General features: G+C 47.3%; 15 protein-coding genes. 5 read left to right on the plus strand and 10 right to left on the minus strand.

What is annotated here, in order from left to right; all coding sequences use genetic code 11:
* Nucleotides 1-202: 202 nt before the first annotated feature.
* From HBM95_02420 to HBM95_02440, 5 genes are all read right to left on the minus strand, one after another.
* Nucleotides 203-1,219 carry a hypothetical protein gene (locus tag HBM95_02420; protein NIH41796.1) on the minus strand — a complete coding sequence of 339 codons (1,017 nt, stop codon included), beginning with the start codon at nucleotides 1,217-1,219 and terminating at the stop codon, nucleotides 203-205.
* Nucleotides 1,220-1,351: 132 nt separating this feature from the next.
* Nucleotides 1,352-2,215 (minus strand): hypothetical protein, encoded by an 864-nt coding sequence (locus HBM95_02425; protein ID NIH41797.1) that lies wholly within the window; start codon nucleotides 2,213-2,215, stop codon nucleotides 1,352-1,354.
* Nucleotides 2,216-2,259: 44 nt separating this feature from the next.
* Nucleotides 2,260-3,702, minus strand: a complete 1,443-nt coding sequence (locus tag HBM95_02430) for an ATP-binding protein (protein NIH41798.1) — start codon at nucleotides 3,700-3,702, stop codon at nucleotides 2,260-2,262.
* On the minus strand, nucleotides 3,699-5,831 hold the full coding sequence (locus HBM95_02435; GenBank protein NIH41799.1) for a transposase family protein: 2,133 nt from the start codon (nucleotides 5,829-5,831) through the stop codon (nucleotides 3,699-3,701). Before HBM95_02435 ends, HBM95_02430 begins: the two co-directional genes overlap by 4 nt.
* The gene (locus HBM95_02440; protein ID NIH41800.1) at nucleotides 5,822-6,655 is read right to left on the minus strand and encodes a transposase; all 834 of its coding nucleotides are present in this window, start codon (nucleotides 6,653-6,655) and stop codon (nucleotides 5,822-5,824) included. The genes HBM95_02435 and HBM95_02440 overlap by 10 nt, the downstream gene beginning before the upstream one ends.
* Before the next feature lie 352 nt (nucleotides 6,656-7,007).
* Between HBM95_02440 and HBM95_02445 the strand changes: the two genes are divergently transcribed.
* A complete protein-coding gene (locus HBM95_02445) occupies nucleotides 7,008-7,394 on the plus strand; it encodes a helix-turn-helix transcriptional regulator (protein ID NIH41801.1) in 387 nt (128 codons plus the stop codon).
* Nucleotides 7,395-7,481: 87 nt separating this feature from the next.
* Here HBM95_02445 and HBM95_02450 read toward each other — a convergent pair whose 3' ends face one another.
* The gene (locus HBM95_02450; protein ID NIH41802.1) at nucleotides 7,482-9,425 is read right to left on the minus strand and encodes a bifunctional 2',3'-cyclic-nucleotide 2'-phosphodiesterase/3'-nucleotidase; all 1,944 of its coding nucleotides are present in this window, start codon (nucleotides 9,423-9,425) and stop codon (nucleotides 7,482-7,484) included.
* 190 nt (nucleotides 9,426-9,615) lie between these two features.
* Here HBM95_02450 and cysQ point away from each other — a divergent pair, with 190 nt between their 5' ends.
* Entirely contained in the window at nucleotides 9,616-10,356 is a 741-nt protein-coding gene (gene cysQ / locus HBM95_02455; protein ID NIH41803.1) for a 3'(2'),5'-bisphosphate nucleotidase CysQ, read from the plus strand.
* Here the strand turns inward: cysQ and HBM95_02460 are convergent.
* Nucleotides 10,350-10,907, minus strand: a complete 558-nt coding sequence (locus tag HBM95_02460) for a YtfJ family protein (GenBank protein NIH41804.1) — start codon at nucleotides 10,905-10,907, stop codon at nucleotides 10,350-10,352. The genes cysQ and HBM95_02460 overlap by 7 nt on opposite strands.
* A 324-nt stretch (nucleotides 10,908-11,231) precedes the next feature.
* Here HBM95_02460 and HBM95_02465 point away from each other — a divergent pair, with 324 nt between their 5' ends.
* Nucleotides 11,232-11,438 carry a DUF1107 domain-containing protein gene (locus tag HBM95_02465; GenBank protein NIH41805.1) on the plus strand — a complete coding sequence of 69 codons (207 nt, stop codon included), beginning with the start codon at nucleotides 11,232-11,234 and terminating at the stop codon, nucleotides 11,436-11,438.
* A 76-nt stretch (nucleotides 11,439-11,514) separates the two neighbouring features.
* On the opposite strand, the gene HBM95_02470 is transcribed toward HBM95_02465, so the two are convergent.
* A complete protein-coding gene (locus HBM95_02470; protein ID NIH41806.1) occupies nucleotides 11,515-12,852 on the minus strand; it encodes an HlyC/CorC family transporter in 1,338 nt (445 codons plus the stop codon).
* Nucleotides 12,853-13,611: 759 nt separating this feature from the next.
* Between HBM95_02470 and HBM95_02475 the strand changes: the two genes are divergently transcribed.
* The gene (locus HBM95_02475; GenBank protein ID NIH41807.1) at nucleotides 13,612-14,322 is read left to right on the plus strand and encodes a hypothetical protein; all 711 of its coding nucleotides are present in this window, start codon (nucleotides 13,612-13,614) and stop codon (nucleotides 14,320-14,322) included.
* 10 nt (nucleotides 14,323-14,332) lie between these two features.
* On the plus strand, nucleotides 14,333-15,742 hold the full coding sequence (locus tag HBM95_02480; protein ID NIH41808.1) for a PAAR domain-containing protein: 1,410 nt from the start codon (nucleotides 14,333-14,335) through the stop codon (nucleotides 15,740-15,742).
* A gap of 766 nt (nucleotides 15,743-16,508) precedes the next feature.
* Here HBM95_02480 and HBM95_02485 read toward each other — a convergent pair.
* Nucleotides 16,509-18,056: an MFS transporter gene (locus tag HBM95_02485; GenBank protein ID NIH41809.1), complete on the minus strand. Its 1,548-nt coding sequence runs from the start codon at nucleotides 18,054-18,056 to the stop codon at nucleotides 16,509-16,511.
* Nucleotides 18,057-18,134: 78 nt separating this feature from the next.
* Nucleotides 18,135-19,157 (minus strand): Gfo/Idh/MocA family oxidoreductase, encoded by a 1,023-nt coding sequence (locus HBM95_02490; GenBank protein ID NIH41810.1) that lies wholly within the window; start codon nucleotides 19,155-19,157, stop codon nucleotides 18,135-18,137.
* Nucleotide 19,158 lies beyond the last annotated feature (1 nt).

Genomic DNA, 19,158 nt, shown 5'->3' on the forward strand with positions numbered 1-19,158 from the left:
ATTTGCATTATGTATAAAAGTTAACTATCTACTTTCAGAACCAGGCAGAACGTACATTCTACCGATTCTAGGAGTTGCAGAATACTTTCACTCAGCAATCCGATAGCCTGAAACTGAATGAATTAAAACAGGTTTTTCTCTTGCTATTTACCTGTGAGTTAATATCTATCTTATAGTTTTTAAGATGTCGAATTAACAAAATCTATATTCTTGACTTAGTGCCTGATGAACGCCTTATATTTTGAGGGAAAAGAGAACGTTTTTTTATAGGGCATGTTTCAAATTTACAATTACTGCATGAATCCATGCTCCTGAAAATATGTATATGTTCAACAATTTGGTTGGTGTTAATAATGCCGCATGGTATGGATGTCTTGACAGCATTTTCTATCCAGAATGATTTAAATGGGGGAAAGTTTTCTTCAAAAAAACACCTGATTATTCTGGTAAGGATAGGGTCTGTTGAAAGATAGCTTCGACGATACTGTTGTATCGTTTTTTGTGGGCTTCGGTCTTTCCTTACTGACATTTTTGGAAATTCTCCCGGAAATGAAAGGATGAACTTCTTAATTTCTTTCTTTAAACAATCTGCGATGTATATAAATTCCCCGTTGTCATATGGCAGTGTATTGTATCCGTTTGTCGATATGTACAGGGGGGGAATGTTTTCCTTTATGGGACCAACAACACTGAGTACACTGTAAGACCCTACAGGATGCTTCCCCCTGAGTATGGTTTTTAACATTTCACAGGGTTTTTCATCAAATGTCATTGATGCAATCGTTAAAGGTTTATTATGCGTTATGCATTTTTCAGAATATTGATAATGCCATGATGATTTAAAATAACCATATCCATTTTCCTTAATGGACTGTAGTATGCAATCCATACAGTATTTTATATGAGAGATTTTATCTATACCTCCCTTGCGAGGACCCTTTACATAAAGGTTTTTTAAATCTGACATATATTCTGTCGGATCGGAAAACATTTTCATACTCTTACTGGCTTGCCATGAGTTTCTGATTAATAAAAGAAAATCATGGTCATTATAACACTTAAAAAACTTGGATATATTCTTATTGAGATGGATGGTTTTTCTCCAGCGAGAATTATGACCTGTTACATCTGCATATTGCTCCACACCGTTTATCAGACAAACTCTGAAGATGAAACTGTGCAGGGTTTCATCTGAATGGTAAGCTATCTTTACTGACATATGGGCTTCTCGCATAAAAATATGACATGATAAAAGAGTTCAAGCATACAATAGGAAATGATTCGTTGGCAGCTTTTATTCATATTATGAGTGGTATGCAATAAAATTTTTGAGGAAGTTAATTTTTACAACTCAAACGAGTTCAAACTGATTTAAACAATAGAGTAACAGCAGGTACTGGGTGGGCGATTGTGGTGAAGTGCCGTACAATAATGTTTTCCAGAAGGAAATGTTATTTTTTAGTGAAGGGAACAAGTTTTTACTTGAGTGATCAAGATTTTCTGCTAGATCGTATAGTTTCTTGAATACGGATATGTCTAACTCACCGGTTGGATTTTTTGACAGTACAGACTTTATAAATAGCTTAACAAGGGATGAATGACGGTTACTGATAAATTCTGGTGAAGAACTGCATATAAGTTCGAGAATTTGTGAAGAAAACCTAGCGAATCTATAGTCATCCTCACTGCAGAGAGAGATCCTTTTTCTTTGATGGAGTAGTTTATAGGAATTGATGCCTGATAATCTTGGATACACTATAGAGTTCAGTCTTACTTTATGACGATTGCAAGTCGTTACTCCTGCGATCTGATGCTGTCGGTGCCAGTACGCAACCCCGAAATGCCTGACATCATGATATGTACAAACAGGGCAGTGTTTAAGCGGAGCAGGATGATCTTCCGCATAGGTGGATAATTTACAGAGAGTGTGTAAATTCATGGCTGAAATTGTCAGGTCTTCAAGCTGCTTTCTGTAGTCTGGCATTGCCCATGCGTAGAGCGGAAGAAGTGTCTGCCGTGTCCAGAGTTCCTGCCCTGACTCAATAGTTTTTTCAGACAATACATTTAGTGATGTGTTGAGGTAAGGATGTACTGAATGTGTTTTATTATTAAAGAACACCGAAAAAAACTGATTAGCGGTCATGCCATACACTTCCTGTGTTCTCACACATCGGCTGTACAGTGTCTCTTCGGGAAGAGCCTGAAGAAGCAGCATATGTCACCCAATCGTATACTGATGATTTGATAATTATACAGCATTTAATCAAAGACAGGCGCTATACACAGTAATCCGTACGCAGACAAATGAGCTAAGCTTTTGTTTTCATTTGCAAGTGTTCGGAATGCTGAGGTGTATTTAACCTGGGACATGTTTTCTTCAAATGCGTTCATTACCTTCATAGTCTTTTCTGCCAGTTCACTGTGCTGAGGGCGACTCAGATCCCCAAAAACAATGATTGAAGAGGCCATCTTCTTGTTCACCTTTCCGGTTACTACGGCTACGTTTTTATCATTGCGTACACTTGCTGGTACTGATTTGGATGGGGGAGGTGTAACAGTGATTTGAGTGCCAGTAAACTCTTCTGAACTGGCTGATAGCCTCGGTACCGCTGAACGTAGTACGGCTTTGTTAATGACCTCATTACCGCTTCCTATCACCATCATTTGTGCCCTTCTGTAAATCATTTGCGCAACGGACATATTGCCTTTCGAGAGCAAAAAAAGTGTCTCATTGAGTTCCTGTGTTAACGGTGTTTCAACGTTAGTCCACTGTAGCGGCCAAAGATAGTGGATAAAAGATTGCCAGTCTGTTGTGTTGAAACCCGGAGGGGAAATGTTCATAAATCCCCCCGATTCAGCTCTCCTTGCGATCCTGAGTTTTTTTGAAAGTGTCTCTTCAAAGGGATGATTACCGCAAAATACGAGTGACACTCCCAGTGAATCAACAATTTCATGAAGAAAATCAATCAAGGTTGATTCTCCACCTGTTCTGGAGAATTTAAGTCTTTGCATTTCATCAATCACCAGTACGCCAAGAAATGCAGCTTTGATTCTTTGTGCGATCTGCCTTGCCAGACCACCATTTCTGCTTGCTGGTTTCGTTGGCTCAAGTCCCATTACATTATCAAGTATGAGAAGAATGGATTCGCAGAGTTCACGAACGCTGGCATTGTAAGGGCAGTTTACCTTCACCCAGATAACCTGGTCGGAAACCCCGGGGTAAACGCCATTATATTGGGTATGTTGAATGACCTGAGGAAAGTGACCAAGAACCTGTTCGAGCATGGTCGTTTTTCCGGAACCACTGATACCCACGATGGTTAAAGTATCGGCGTTAGGGTGAAAATAGCCATCTACGGTTTCAATATCCGGACACTCATCACCATAGTAGTGAAGGTATTGCTGAGTACTGCGTTTTAGCGGGTTTCGAGGGGCGTATCCGTCTCTGATGATTCTGGTCAAATATTTATAGCATTCAATGTAGTTAGTCTGTGGGCAACGGAAGTGTTTAATGCGGTCAACGTAATGTTCCCTGACTGACGCTGATTCATTCCAGCGTATAAAATCATCCAGTGGAGGAAAGTTACTCATGGCCATTAAAATCTCTGTATCATCCAGCAAGGGTGGTAATGCTTCGATTAACGGGTTTCCCCTATGCTCCGGAAGTATGGCTTCAGTATATCGTGCAAAGACTTTTCTCATTTTTTTTCACCCTTTATATCATTTTGATTGTTTTTTGTGGCCAGCCATTTTTCCTTTTCTTTTGGACCAGGAAGCAGGGTGATGTTTTCTAATGGCAACTGATGCGTACTATGAACCTTTTCTACCGGTAAAGCCGCGTTTTTCCTTAGTTCTTCTCTTTTGTTTTCCGTTATGTTCTTTGTCCTGGTGCTATTGTGTGGTTTCAGTGTATTCAGTCTTTGCAGGCCTGTTTCTTGAAGTGTTTCAGAGAATTCTTTTACAATATAAGATGACGCAGTGACCGGGGACTTTTCACTACGCAGATCAACCCAGTCGGCGAGGGTGTCAGCATCAAGATGTGGCATACCCTTCAGGATATTACGTTTTTCGAGCAGAGCATGGCGGGTAAACGGTTTGTTTTTATCAAGCCGGACATAGATGAAGTCCACACAGTTGTCGTCGATACGGGCTTCGCAACTCGATTGACCGAAAACACGTGCTACCGAGGCAAGATCCTCCTCGCATTCATAATAGAGATTGTTGTACTGCAGCCCGCCGGGAGTAATGCTTACCCGCTCTGGAGGCAAAAGCCTAGAAATGACTTCATCCTCCATAATTGTGCGGGCGCTGAATCTGCTGTTTTTCAGACTAATCAGCCAGCTATTCAAGGGGGATATATTAAGGTCGTGTTCTATCAGGAGTGGATTAATGTAGGCGAGTTCTTTGAAGATGGCCTGGTTGTGCTCCAGAATGGCGAGAATAATCGTTTTTGTCACCTCCTGCAGCGTCAGGCACGCTCTTGAGGTCGGTACAGGTTCACCTTTCACAATAAGCCCGCCTCTTGTTGATCCGAGAAGGGGGTGAATTGCCTCCCTGTTCAAAATACCAAATCGCCTTTCAACGATACTTTTTTTGTCAGCCCTATAGCCGGGAGCAAATTCCAGCGTTGTTATTGGAGTGACGACATCCTGCGGTTTGAGGCCGATCATTTCACCGTTGTCACAAACCAGTTTTACCGGCACGTGAGAGCAGGGCCAATCCCTTTCGGAGATGTTAATACCAAATAACCTGCAAAACTCTTTCTTGGGCATGAAACAGTTGGCCAGTGCCTGTCGGGCTGCCCGCCAGGATGCATGGTAAAGAGAAACATGAACGCCGGTTACCATTCTGGTCGCCCGGTCTACAACGGTATATATTGTTGGTCTGCCAATAACATTAGTTTTGTTCAGGCTGGAAACCAGATGAACATCTGCGACAGTTGCATCAATCTCAAAAACATCTCCAGGCAGGGTACTTGTGTTTGCTGTGGAGCCAAGGCGAGCTCGTTTGTTAAGCATAAAATTAGATTTAGTTGATCGTGCACGTATCCTTTTCTCCTGAGGAATGCGTTTTTTCCCCCAGTATCTGAATTGCCTGAGTGAGGGGATGCAGGGAGCCTTATTTGCTGCTCGGGAAACCTCGATTTCATCGCGGAAAAAGTCTTTCAGATATTCTTCATAAGTACGGGCTAAAGAAAAGCCACCGACCTTCAGATAATATTTTTTTATTGTCCTGATAATATTTTTTTTGTCTTCGTTTTTCAGTATATAAGTGCTGGCGCGTTGCATCGGTAAAACACGATTTTTCTTTTTTTTGCCCAGCGGGATTGTGTCCGGATTGCGTTCTTTGCCGGGGGCGCCGCTACGGGAATAGGCTGGAAGTAATGCATAAATATTTTGGCCGTACCGCCAGTATCGTGCCAGAAGTAGTCTCAGATGCTGGGGGTTTACACCGGCATTTGAAGCATGGCGTGTTAAGATGGGTGAACGCAGAGACGAAGTAAAATCATAGAGAAAATTGCCCTCCTGGATAATGGGTAAAATTAAATTGTAATTTTCATCTCTTTTATTTTTGCTTTTCTGATCGAGGCTGTCTTCATCAACCAGCATGTATAGCGGAAGGGCATAGGTGGTGCGAATGACTATGCGGGTTTTAACAAGAAGTATGAACCGCCGGAGAGAAAAAAAGAATGGCTTGTTTGCTCGGTTGTCCTGAAGTTCGAACAGAATGATGGTATCCGTATCACTATATATGCCGAGTATGCGGTATAAACCGGTCTTCAGCACATCTGTGTCATTTGTTGTCCAGACACTATTCAGGGTTATTTCCATTGCTCAGATACCTTATGGTCACAGGTGTTGCTCAGCACACGTAACACTCCAAGTTCAAGTATAGGCGTGGTTAAATCAACCTGGATGAATTTTCGGGCAATGAGTATCTGGATAACCGTCATAATATCGCCGTATTCGACATTAAATTTCCTGGCAAGAGAAGAACATACCGCTTCCATTATGTAGTCTCCCGGCAGTAACGCGGATGCCACTTCCTGACAGGGTAAATGCCCATGACAAGTGTTATCCATTCTTATTGCTGATGTCGCCCACGAGATATTTTTACTTATGATTCGATTGAGTTCTGAGCCAATATAGACTTTAAATTCGATATCATGTAGAGCCCAAAAAAGACGCTCAATCTCTAGCTTTTCAGCAACACGTAGAGTAGGCACCCCATCGGGTTTCACTGCAAATGCCTTATATTTTATTCCGCCGCCAGGCTCTTTGACGGTCAGGAGAAAATCGGTAGTCATTACATAAAGAACCGGGGGGCCACTTACGCCTATGACAACAGGGTGTTTCACAGCAATGTGACTGGCAATTTTTTCTGTAAGATTCAGGGGGAATAAGGGGAACTGTTCACGAATATCAATAACTGAATCATTAAATTCAGCCTGATAGAAGAAGTCACTTTCAATAATGGACATTAAGTGATGCGCACGCATGGTTTTTAGACCAAATACAACCGAACGATTGCCATGAGATTTTACATCCTGAACTCTTAACCAGGGCTGATAGTCCTGCATATGCCCGGACCCCACGCCTTTACTCAGAGCCTGCTCATAATCCTGATAGGACTTAAGCCTCCTTCCTCTGCTCATGATCTGTATTACCGCTATGTAAGTCAGCTGTACGCTGCGTTCAGTGAACGTAACCCGAATCTGAAGCATTGACCTTACAGCTACAGTATCCAAGGATCCTCTTGCTTTACAGGTGATAGGGACGAGCAACAAGTAGAAATCAAATGAATGAGTTGTAAGTAGGCTGCAGCATTCGGACGATATTGATGTACTTAAGTATACAACTTTAATGTCATTTTGCGAGGTTAGCGGTACAACTTTAATGTTAGCGGTATAACTTTATTGTCACATCACATCTCCTTCGTGTTTGTCTGGTGTTGTGGCACACTAGCACCATAGCTAACTTTTAGTAAGTACGTACAAAAAGGTAAGTATGAAAACAACGATACCAACGCTCAGCGAACAAATGCGCGATGGCAATCTTTTCGCGGAACAGTGCCCTTCACGGGAGGTGCTCAAGCACGTTACCAGCCGCTGGGGGGTACTGATTCTGCTGGCCCTGCAGGAGGGAACGCACCGCTTCAGCGATCTGCGCCGTAAAATGGGTGGGGTGAGCGAAAAGATGCTGTCCCAGTCGCTTCAGGCGCTGGAGCAGGACGGATTTGTCGATCGCGTGTCGTATCCGGTCGTGCCGCCTCATGTCGAGTATAGCCTGACGCCGATGGGGATTGAGGTCAGTGAGAAAGTGGCCGCGCTGGCAGACTGGATTGAGGTCAATACGCCGAAGGTGATGGCGAATCGGGATGAGCGTGCGGCGTAAAAGCCGGGTATGTGAGGCCTGATGTCCCTCTCCCACAAGGAGAGGGAACAAACACCAAAAACGGCAACGTGCGTTGCCGTTTTGCTTTTACCTGCTCAAATCCACCTGATAAATCGCGAACCCGATATCATCCGTCGCAACCTTCTTCATCGGATACTGCGCCTTGTCCTTAATGAACCTGGCCGCCTTATCGGACGGTGACGTTTCAAAGCGGATATCCAGTTTTGTCTCGCTATGAATCGGCGCAAGACGCCAGTTGTTATCCACCGCCGGGTGAATTTGGCCCGCCTTCTTCGACTCTGCGCCGATCCACGCCGCCAATACCGAGCGGTTTTCGTCCGGTGACGCAAAAGCGATGTGGCTATCCCCCGTACCGGCAAACTTACCGCCGTAGGCGCGATAGTTATTTGTCACCACCAGGAAGGTGGCATTCGGGTCGATCGCCTTGCCGTTGAAGGTCAGGTTTTTAATGCGCTCCGCCTGCGGATTAATGGTCTGGCACTCGCCGTCATATTTCGCCGGCTGGGTGACGTCAATCTGGTAATTCACGCCGTCGATCACGTCGAAGTTGTAGGTGCGGAAGCCGTCCCAGTTAATCAGCGACTGCGGTTTGCTGCTTGTCGGATCGATCTGGTTAAACTGTCCGGCGGAGCACTCCAGCCACTCTTTCACCTCCTTTCCTGTGGCTTTAACCACCACCAGCGTGTTCGGGTAGAGATAGAGATCGGCGGCGTTACGGAAGGTCAGCTGGCCCTTTTCGACTTCAACATAGCTTGCCGGGTCATTCTTACGCCCGCCCACTTTGAATGGCGCAGCGGCAGACAGGACCGGCAGTTTTGCCAGATCCGGATCGCCCTGCACAAAGTGTTCGGCATAGGCTTTCTGCGCCATGTTGACCACCTGAACGGTTGGGTCGTCCTGCACCAGCGCCAGGAAGCTGTACATATTGTCGGCGGATTTGCCGATCGGCTTGCTGACGAATTCGCGGGTGGCGTCGTGATCGTGCTTCAGCACGTCGACCAGTTTTTTATCTTCAGCCGCCAGAGATTTTTTAGCCGCAGCGTCGTAAATCGGGCGCGCTTCGGCTTTTGACTGCGTCACCTTCCAGCTGCCGCCGTCGTTATTCAGCACCAGGTCCACCACGCCAAGATGGTCGCCCCACATGCCCGGCATCACCGACGGCACGCCGTTGAGCGTCCCTTTCTCAATATCAGCCCCTTTGATACTGGCAAAATCTTTGCCCGGGAAGACGGCGTGGGCGTGGCCGAACAGGATCGCGTCAACGCCCGGAACTTCACTCAGATAATAAACGGAGTTTTCAGCCATGGCCTGGTACGGGTCGGCGGAGAGACCCGAGTGGGCGACAACCACGACCAGATCCGCGCCTTTTTCGCGCATTTCCGGCACGTATTTGCGCGCGGTTTCGGTAATGTCGTTAACGGTCACTTTACCGTCGAGATTGGCTTTATCCCAGGTCATGATCTGCGGCGGTACGAAGCCGATATAGCCGATTTTCAGCGTCTGCTTTTTACCGTCCTGATCGACAACGTCAGTCTCTTTTATCAGGTAAGGGGTAAAGAGCGGTTTCCGGGTCTTAACATCAATGATATTGGCGTTAACGTACGGGAATTTCGCGCCGGCCAGCGCATCGAGCAGGTATGTCAGGCCGTAGTTGAATTCATGGTTGCCCAGGTTACCGACGGCATAATCCAGCGTGTTCATCGCTTTATAAACCGGATGGATCTCGCCTTTCTTAAGGCCTTTCGCCGCCATGTAATCGCCGAGCGGGCTGCCCTGAATGAGATCGCCGTTGTCCACCAGCACGCTATTTTTTACTTCACCGCGCGCGGCGTTAATCAAACTTGCTGTGCGTACCAGTCCGAATTTTTCCGTAGGGGTATCTTTGTAGTAATCGAAGTCCATCATATTGCTGTGCAGATCGGTCGTTTCCAGAATACGCAGATCTACCGTCGCCGCCTGTACGCTTGCTGCAACCAGCGTTGCCAGGAGCGTTGCACTAAACTTAATCATCAGAGGAGTCCTTTTTTCGATGCAGACCACAAAAGAGTATGTATCTATCGCTTGTTGCTTACAGAAATGTGAATCCTGACAGAAAAAAGCGTCCTGAAACCGGAATTGCTTCACAGATAGCGGAATTGTTCACATTACGATATAACTAAAACAAAGAGTTAACCTCACTGCGTTAACAAAGAGGTGGAGAATGCTAGATAAAATTTGTCAGCTCGCACGGGATGCGGGAGATGCCATCATGCAGGTGTATGACGGTAGTAAACCTATGGAGGTGGTCAGCAAAGCCGACGACTCTCCGGTCACGGCGGCGGATATTGCGGCGCATAAGGTGATCCTGAAAGGATTACAGGCTCTAACGCCGGAGATCCCCGTTCTGTCTGAAGAAGCGCCGCAAAGCTGGGATGAGCGCCAGCACTGGCAGCGCTACTGGCTGGTCGATCCTCTGGACGGGACAAAAGAGTTCATCAAGCGCAACGGTGAGTTCACCGTCAATATCGCCCTGATTGAGAAGGGCAAAGCGGTGCTCGGCGTGGTCTACGCGCCGGTGATGAACGTGATGTACAGCGCCGCAGAAGGCAAGGCCTGGAAAGAGGAGTGCGGCGTACGGAAGCAGATCCAGGTGCGCGATGCGCGTCCACCGCTGGTGGTGATCAGCCGCTCGCACAGCGACAGCGAGCTGCAGGAGTACCTGCAACAGCTGGGTGAACACCAGACTACCTCGATTGGCTCGTCGCTGAAATTCTGCCTGGTGGCGGAAGGTCAGGCGCAGCTGTATCCGCGCTTTGGGCCAACCAACGTCTGGGATACTGCGGCAGGTCACGCCGTGGCTGCGGCCGCCGGGGCGCACGTTCATGACTGGCAGGGCAAGCCGCTGGACTACACCCCGCGCGAATCCTTCCTCAACCCCGGCTTCCGCGTCTCTATTTATTGAGCCAGCAGCTTATGCAGCAGGTCGACAACCTGCTGCACCTCTTCCTGGGTTAACGCCCCGTCTTTCACCCACTGTACGCGACCGTTCTTGTTCAGCACGACAATCGCAGAGCTCTCTTCCTCCAGTTGCCAGGCCTTACGGGTTACGCCGTTGCTGTCGACGATAAACTGCGACCACGGATAGAGCTTTTTATTGCTCTCAAGGCTCGAGCGCACAAACATCCCGGAGCCCGGAATAGCGTCATCGGTGTTCACGATCGTGGTGGTCTGGTAGCGGTCGTGAGGGAATTTTGCGGCCTTGATCGCTTCCACCAGGTTGGCATTTTTCTCTTTTGCGGATGTACGACCGGCAATATGTTGTACAACTCTCACTTTGCCCGCGAGCTGCGCGCTATTCCAGGCTTTATAGCTAAACTTATCATTGTCGAGAATCAATTCTCCCCGGTCTGCAATGCCGACTGGCGGTACACGTTGTCCTTTTTCAATGTTGTGAGCGCAAGCCCACAGGGGCAGCAGCAGGCAGGCTGCTGCAAGGATGTTACGTAGGGTCATGGCGTTTCCTTATTGTTTGCAGGTGATCCGACCACTTGGTCATACGCTTTTAATCATAAGTGCGATCAATGTGGTTTTCCCGCAATCCCGATGCCAGTTTGCGGGCGAACGCACATATCCATGAAAAAACGACGGCTTATACTGCTCTCTATCACGCTTTGCAAAGATTATTCTGAATAATTGTAATCAAACGGTAAATAAACTTATGCACACTGGGTAACACCGTAGTTCTGGTCTATAGTCATTGGGCATCAAAATTTGCGCTCAGGACAGTCGGGCCGATTGTGGCACCGCAAGAGCGTATGATTCGCAGGAGATACAAGAATGAAAATTTTCCAACGCTACAACCCGCTTCAGGTGGCGAAGTACGTGAAGATCCTGTTCCGTGGACGGTTGTACATCAAGGATGTTGGCGCTTTTGAGTTTGATAAGGGCAAGATCCTTGTCCCAAAAGTGAAGGACAAACAGCACCTGTCTGTGATGTCCGAAGTCAACCGTCAGGTTATGCGTCTGCAAACTGAGATGGCTTAACCAACGTGCTATGCAGTAAGTAGTTAGAAAAACGGCTCCCGATGGGAGCCGTTGATGTTTGTGGGAGGCAGGAACGTTACGCCGACACTTTCTCTTCCGCGTCCGGCAGCTTCGGCACCAGCACGGTCGGCTTGTTGTCGATGCGCGTCACCAGTAACTGGTCGATGCGGTAGTTATCAATATCCACCACCTCAAACTTGTAGCCGGAGAACTTCACCGAGTCGGTACGTTTCGGGATTTTACGCAGCATAAACATCATAAAGCCGCCGATGGTCTCGTAGTTGCCGGACTGCGGGAACTCGTCGATATCCAGCACGCGCATCACGTCTTCAATTGGTGTGCCGCCATCAATCAGCCATGAATTATCGTCACGCTGGACAATCTGCTCTTCCAGACCCTGGCCTACCAGGTCGCCCATCAGCGTGGTCATCACGTCGTTCAGGGTGATAATGCCCACCACCAGCGCGTATTCGTTCATGATCACCGCGAAGTCTTCCCCGGCGGTTTTGAAACTTTCCAGCGCTTCTGAGAGCGTCAGGGTGTCCGGCACAATCAGGGTATTGCGGATCTGTACGCCGCTGTTAAGCGCGAGGCTCTGGTTTGCCAGCACGCGGTTCAGCAGGTCTTTAGAGTCGACATAACCGATGATGTGGTCGATATCTTCATTACAGACCAGGAACTTGGAGTGCGGATGCTGCGCCACTTTGTTCTTCAGGCTCTGCTCATCTTCATGTAAATCGAACCAGATAATGTTTTCACGGCCCGTCATGGAAGAGGGCACGGTACGGGATTCCAGTTCAAACACGTTCTCAATCAGCTCGTGTTCCTGCTTACGCAGCACCCCGGCCAGCGCGCCGGCTTCCACCACCGCATAAATATCGTCAGAGGTGATGTCGTCTTTACGCACCATCGGTAGCTTAAAGATGCGGAAAATCACGTTCGCCAGGCCGTTGAAGAACCACACCAGCGGACGAAACACGTACAGACAGAAGCGCATCGGGTTGATGATACGCAAAGCCACAGCTTCTGGCGCAATCATACCGATGCGTTTCGGGGTCAGGTCTGCAAAAAGGATGAACAGGCCGGTTACCAGCGAGAAGGAGAGAATAAAGCTCAGCTGTTCGGCAAGCTCAGCGGACATGTACTTCACAAAGAGGCTATAAAACGCCGGAGAAAACGCTGCATCCCCTACGATACCGCCGAGGATGGCGACTGCGTTCAGGCCAATCTGCACCACGGTAAAGAACATACCGGGGTTTTCCTGCATTTTCAGGATGCGGGTGGCATTGATGTTGCCTTCATCGGCAAGCAGCTTAAGTTTGATTTTACGGGACGCGGCCAGCGAGATCTCAGATATCGAGAAAAATGCACTGACGGCAATCAGACAAAGTATTACTAAAATACTGTTTAACATAGTTTATCCGGCTTCACGCCAGATCCTCAGAAGGGGAGTTGATACCATTTGTGTGAAAACACGTAGAACGTCAGCTCGTAGCGTTGAGCCGATTATTTCAGCGGTAGTATAGCGTAAAGAGATGTAAACCTGCCAGAGGTCACGTTTTTGGCACTTAAGTATCGATAAGTGTTGTACTTGGGATTTGATGAGAACCATTTTCATTTAAAGAGGGTTTTCATGCAATCTTTACCGGATCTTTATCCAATCTTTATACAGCGAAATGTGCATTTTTTTGGTCTGGACGGCTTCCTCTCAACGCTCTTTTATGTGGCTATGTAGCAGTGTCGATTAGTTGGAAAACTAATCCGAGTCAGTCTTAGGACCCAGGACAAAAAAGTGGCTTAGCGCCGAGCCGTAGAACTCTCTGAGTTTTTTATAAGGCACTTCCTGCTAATGGCGAATACGAAAAATGCTCCTAAGGGCCAGGGATAAGCCAACAATAGATCGTTAATGTCGATCATTAAGACCAACCGTGTGGAATCGGGGCTGCATGTGCCAGCCAGCGTATATGGTGCTCGATCAATCTCAATAACTGTTTGTACTGGCACGAGGTCGCGAAAGTAGCCATTTTTTAAGGGCAACTAAATGATATCTCAGTACTTTCTGTTTTATGTATTTGTGGCAAAAACGTGAGGTCAATAGCTCAACCTCTGTACAAAACCGCAATGTTAATGTGAGAATTAGAGTCAAAAAAAAACAACACGAGTACAGGACGTTATGACCAAAAAGATTCATTTTTATGCACCTGGTACAAACGATTACATCAGCCCAACTTTACTTTTTTCAGTTGCCCGGATGACAGTAAATGATGACGGGGTTCAGTGGTTAGAGACTCAGTGGGTTGGCGGTGGCGATGTTCAGGGGATGGCTCTTTACACTTCGATTGTTGATGCGGCAATTGCTGCTGAAGTACTGAATCAGGCAGAAACCCCGTCGGAATGGAAGGTTTACCCATTCTCTGATCTGAACATTACAGAAATGATGATCAACACGAAAGCGCATAAGTCACATTATGGCATGATGCTTGTGTTTGGGTTCTCAATCGACGATTTCAGAAACCTAATACTGCAATCTGATCTATACCGAACTCTGCAATTCCCTGAATCATTCCCTATCGGTGACGGCTTAGATCCCATCACAAACAAGGTAATCCTGAAATTCGATGAATCCCTGTTCGACGGGATGAATGGTTACTGGCATGAAGAGTTTCCCAGCTACTGTGAATCAATGGAGATCCTGAACTCTCAACCTCTCGATCTCATCAAAGAACACGCTCGTAATGCTGTATCAACGGCACTTGTCACCGCAATACCGATGATCAGCCCTGCAACGCAATACTGTGTATCCACCTATTCCATCGAAAAGCAAATGTGGATCGTATCTTCTCTGGCAGTGAATGGTTCTAAACCTGCTAACAAACTTCATTAAGGATGATTCTATGGCTACTGGTCATTTTCTGAGGATTGGCGACAAGACAACGTGCGGCGGTAGTATTCTTTCAGGTTCCCCAAATCACAGCTTTGGAGGGATTGCAACCGCGAGAAATGGCGATTCTGTCTCTTGTGGTAAAGATGGCAAGGTATACCATATCGCAGGTGGTATCCCCACTTACTCGATTCATGGAGTTGCCGCAGCAGGTACTTTGCATAGCCGTAGTACATGCCCCTGTAACGCAAGTTTCATTTCGTCATTCCCAAATGCTTCCTATTGGGTCGAGGAAAAGAAAGCAGTTAAGGCTATCCCTGTAGTTACTGCTGCCCCTTTAGCTGTTCCTGTACCAACAAAAGCGGAAGAACCCGTACAGCACGCCCAGACAGCTAAAAAACCACATAAGGAAGAAACTAAACGTGAACCAGTAGATGCTGGCTTTTGTGTACTTCCTTACGGTGCTGAAACTGGAGCCTATGAAAGCTATCTGTTCGAAAGTGAACCGCCAGCAGGAACACGCGAACTTTACCGTTCACTTAATGGAGAAGGTAAGGAATACAAAGCTGGTTCTATCCTACTTGTTGTTGATCCAGAAAAACAGGACAGTGATCAGATCGCACATATGCAGGTCGCTAAACAACGTATTGATACAGCATTAGAACCGCTTACGCATAAAGAGGCTAACTTCTTACACGATCACTATGCAACAATAGCTAACTTTAGCAACATCGCCGATAAAGGAATAGGGCTTGCTGCTGAACCTGTTGGGAAGTATTTCGAAAATATAGAGAAAATCCTGAAAGAAATTCAGGAAACGTACAAGAATACATACATGACAAGAGGGGCTTTGATTGGTGAACAGTTCTATGTAAGACGTGCTCAACTATTCAAGGAACTTGATCATGTACTTAAAGTCGGCTTCCTTAATAAAGGTATGAAACTTGGTGAGTACAACAACTTAAAAAGTGCTCTTGGTTTATCAACTAAATCGATAACTCATAAATGGAATGAAACGGGAATAAGTGATATTGATGGCTACGCTACACATATAGAGCGAGCGGCAAAATATGTAGCAGCTATGCGATATGTTGGTTATGTCGGGATCGGCTTTAGTGCTTTGCATTCTATCAATGAAATAAATGAGGCTTGTTCTGTTGGTCGTGAAAGCGAATGTACTAAAAAGAAATACACGGAAATAGGTAGCTTTGTAGGGGGGCTTGCTGGTAGTTATGCTGGCGGTGCTACTGGTGTTGGCCTCTGCTCTGTCATTTTGGGGGCTTTAATAATAGAAGTTGCCGGAGCAGGTGCATTAGCTTGTGGTGTAATTCTTGGTACTGGTGGGGGGTATGTAGGCGGAGAGTATCTCTCAGACAAAGGCGAAGAATATGGTGAAATAATTTATAACACAGTAGGAAAATGATGAAAATTGTATCTGCTATCATATTCATATTGTTTGTTTTATCGACAATTGTAGCATGTGCATATTCGGTGACGAAGAATAAACAACATCTTTTATTGTGCGATCTTTTTAAAGAACGATTTGGATACGTACCCGCAGGTATAATCCTTGCACAAGCAGGGGGGATATTCTTAGCTTTTCAAAAAGATATGTACTTCATCTTCCCATTTGCTTTTAAAAAGGGAAGTTTTCCTGTGAGGAATATGAACCCCGAACATTATGATTTCATCAAAAATTTACCTGGCGAGGAAGTATCGTGGCTAAAAATTAAGTTCACTTTATTCTTAATAATGATTGTTCTGTTTTGTACAACCATCATAACATCTTACTTATTACTCTAAGTCTTTTTTATAAAGCCGCTAAAGCGGCTTTTCTTGTACGTGAATACAAAGCGATTAGGTTACTGGTTTTTAGAGCACAAAATAATCAAATCTCAGTCCTCCCGATTTTGGCAAAAAACCTTAAGTAATCTTTTAATCAGGAAAAAGTACAGTTTGTTTTTTTCCACCTGATTTAAAATCTCGTTCACCTGATCAGCTTCTACCCCGCCGACAAAATGCCGTGTAATCAGATCTCAGTACTGAACTTTCCACTAACCCTGTATTGACTGAAAAATGATCGATCAAGAATCTCATTTAGGTAGAGCGTAAAGAGATGTAAATCTGCCAGAGGTCACATTTTGGCATAAAAACAGACCGGACAGCGGGGTGCTGCCCGGTACGCGAGGTTATTTCACGGGAGATAAGCTGGCGCTTCCCACCGTCCGTCGTGTGGCATCGCCTCCCCACACCTGGTCATACTCATAACCCGTCAACTGCTTGATTATCAGGCGGGTTCTGGCGTCGCAGTCGCGGTAATCTCCGCCCAATTTCCGGCGGGCAATCTCCTTGAGCAGCAGCTTATGCGTCTCGCGGGTGAGCTTAAATTTGTAGGTGGTAAAGAAGCTCACCGCCAGAAGGGCTGCCGTTGCGAAGATCATCAGGCCGATAATTGCCTCCAGCGCGCTTTCTGGCTGTGCGCCGCTGCCCTTCACGAAGCCGGACTCCTGCAGCACAAGGCCAATAATCATGATGGCAATTGCCACGGTGCTTTTGCGGGTCAGAACCATCACGCCGGCAAAAATCCCTTCGCGGCGCTGCTGCGTCACCATCTCGTCGATATCCGGAATAAAGCTGTAGATGTTCCACGGAATATAGTAGAGGCCAGAGCGGGAAGCGCCCAGCAGGATAAAGACCGCCGAGAACAGCAGCGTCGGCACCTGCGTTTTGGTGAGGTAGACCGTAAACAGGAATACCAGCACGCAGAAGATACAGCCGTAGGAGAGGCGCAGAGCGGCTGAAGGGGTAACATTCAGCCGGTTCAGCAGTAGCATAAACCCGTACGTGCCGGGTACCGAGGCGAAGGCCGCAATGCTCAACCAGCCGGATACCGCAGCCGCATCCTGGCTCAGACAGTACACGACGTAATAAGTAAACACCGAACCGAATACGTCCATCGCCGTAAACGAAAAGATATAAATAATAATATGCAGGCGGAACGCGCGAATGCGGAATGAGGAAAAGAGATCCAGTACCAGATATTTCAGGTGATTAAGTATTCCGCTGCTGCGCTGGTTATCCACCTTAAAATCGGATTCCTGCTGCACATCTTTGGCTTCCCAGGTGGTGTACCAGGTAATAAATACCGCGATGCAAAATACGCAGGAAAATATCAGCCCGGTGAGGGTATAGGTAAACGGATTATCTTTCCCCGTGAACTGCATGATCACGCCCGGGACGGAAACCGCAAGGAAACCACCCAGTTGGGAGCAGATCATACGCACGCCGGAGAGGCGGCTACGCTCTTCATAGCGGTTTGTCATTTCCGCCGCCAGCGTCTCCCAGGGCACCAGCACCATCGCCGACAGCAATTCGATCGAGAGATAGGTTCCCAGGTAATACCAGTAGCCCATATCCGTCAGCCACAGCAGGGCATACAAAAACATTAATGGGGAGCTGAGTAATAAAAAGAAGCGGCGACGGCCAAATTTACGGCCGAGCCAGGTATTGCCGAAATTATCGGTGATATAGCCCATAATCGGGCTTAAGAGTGCATCAATGACGCGGGCAATCGCGAATATCGAACCCGCTTCAATAACCGAGAGTCCGCAATAGGTGGTGTAAAAAAATAGCAGCCAGGTGCCGATAATGGCGAAAGCGCCTCCGCCAAACAGATCGGTTACGCCGTAGCCAAGCGCTACGCCATAACCAACTCTACGTTCAGTTGGTTTGACCATAATAATATCCAGTGTAGGGTAATGATTAACCTGTTTTCAGGTCGTATTTTTATTTACTGCTGGACGACACATTACGTTCTAATTATTGATATCTATCCATTGTCTCAATTGAGATGAGCGATAAAGGGCCTCCACAAGCGCGAGTGATTTTCCGGCAGAATGGATATCGGTGTAGTCCGTTTCTCCCGAGTGATTAATGGCGTGATAAAAACGGCGGATCGCCTGCTGATGTCCCAGCCCCCAGTAGCTTTTGACCGAGCCGTCAGGGGAGTCATCGCTCACCAGCCTGCGACGCTCGCCGGGGGTGATGCGCCAGAGCACGTTGTCATTCAATAACAGCGAACCCCGTTCGCAGTGGATTTCCAGCCAGAGAGGGGAATCCACGGTATTGCAGTTGCTGGCATAAAACAGGCCGCGCGCGCCGTTGGCAAAGTGCAGCGTCGCCATTGCGCTGTCTTCCCCTTCGGTGACGTCCGCCAGTTCACCGCTATCCACCACGCCTTTCAAACGCGTCACGCCGCCGGTGAACCACTGCATCAGGTCAAGGGTATGGATCGCCTGGTTGATCAGCAGGCTGCCGCCTTCCGTTGCCAGCCGTCCACGCCACGGGCTTTCGGTGTAATACGCCCCCGAGCGTGACCACGTCAGCACCGCTTTCATACTGAGCATCTTCCCCAGTTCGCCATCGTTCAGCGCCTGACGGATGCGCAGGCTGGTGGGGTTGAGCCGGTTCTGATAGCAAACGCCAAGCAGGCCTGGAGCCTGCTCAACGGCGCGGGCGATATCGTCGAGCTCGCTGCTGTTCATCCCTACCGGTTTTTCGCAGAACACATGCTTCCCGGCAGAGAGTGCATCCAGGATCATACGTTTATGTTCGAAATGCGGCGTGCAGATATGGACCACGTCGATGGCATCATTCCGCAGCATTTCCCGGTAATCCTGATAAAAACGGCACTGGTAATCCATCGCCAGCTTCAGTCCTTTGACGCTGTCGATGTCTACCAGCGCGCGCAGCGCGACGTTGGGGATCTGGCGTAAGGCGTTCACATGGCAGCCGTGAATCGCGCCGGCGCCGATAACCGCCGTGTTCAGGATCGTCATC

Source organism: Enterobacter asburiae, assembly GCA_011754535.1.
GTDB lineage: Bacteria > Pseudomonadota > Gammaproteobacteria > Enterobacterales > Enterobacteriaceae > Enterobacter > Enterobacter cloacae_N.

Coding starts and splice junctions, on each gene's coding strand:
- HBM95_02480 (NIH41808.1), top strand. CDS start 14,333: ATGGCTACTGGTCATTTTCTGAGGATTGGCGACAAGACAACGTGCGGC.
- HBM95_02470 (NIH41806.1), bottom strand. CDS start 12,852: ATGTTAAACAGTATTTTAGTAATACTTTGTCTGATTGCCGTCAGTGCA.
- HBM95_02450 (NIH41802.1), bottom strand. CDS start 9,425: ATGATTAAGTTTAGTGCAACGCTCCTGGCAACGCTGGTTGCAGCAAGC.
- HBM95_02465 (NIH41805.1), top strand. CDS start 11,232: ATGAAAATTTTCCAACGCTACAACCCGCTTCAGGTGGCGAAGTACGTG.
- HBM95_02430 (NIH41798.1), bottom strand. CDS start 3,702: ATGAGAAAAGTCTTTGCACGATATACTGAAGCCATACTTCCGGAGCAT.
- cysQ (NIH41803.1), top strand. CDS start 9,616: ATGCTAGATAAAATTTGTCAGCTCGCACGGGATGCGGGAGATGCCATC.
- HBM95_02475 (NIH41807.1), top strand. CDS start 13,612: ATGACCAAAAAGATTCATTTTTATGCACCTGGTACAAACGATTACATC.
- HBM95_02460 (NIH41804.1), bottom strand. CDS start 10,907: ATGACCCTACGTAACATCCTTGCAGCAGCCTGCCTGCTGCTGCCCCTG.
- HBM95_02440 (NIH41800.1), bottom strand. CDS start 6,655: ATGAGCAGAGGAAGGAGGCTTAAGTCCTATCAGGATTATGAGCAGGCT.
- HBM95_02490 (NIH41810.1), bottom strand. CDS start 19,157: ATGACGATCCTGAACACGGCGGTTATCGGCGCCGGCGCGATTCACGGC.
- HBM95_02445 (NIH41801.1), top strand. CDS start 7,008: ATGAAAACAACGATACCAACGCTCAGCGAACAAATGCGCGATGGCAAT.
- HBM95_02425 (NIH41797.1), bottom strand. CDS start 2,215: ATGCTGCTTCTTCAGGCTCTTCCCGAAGAGACACTGTACAGCCGATGT.
- HBM95_02435 (NIH41799.1), bottom strand. CDS start 5,831: ATGGAAATAACCCTGAATAGTGTCTGGACAACAAATGACACAGATGTG.
- HBM95_02420 (NIH41796.1), bottom strand. CDS start 1,219: ATGTCAGTAAAGATAGCTTACCATTCAGATGAAACCCTGCACAGTTTC.
- HBM95_02485 (NIH41809.1), bottom strand. CDS start 18,056: ATGGTCAAACCAACTGAACGTAGAGTTGGTTATGGCGTAGCGCTTGGC.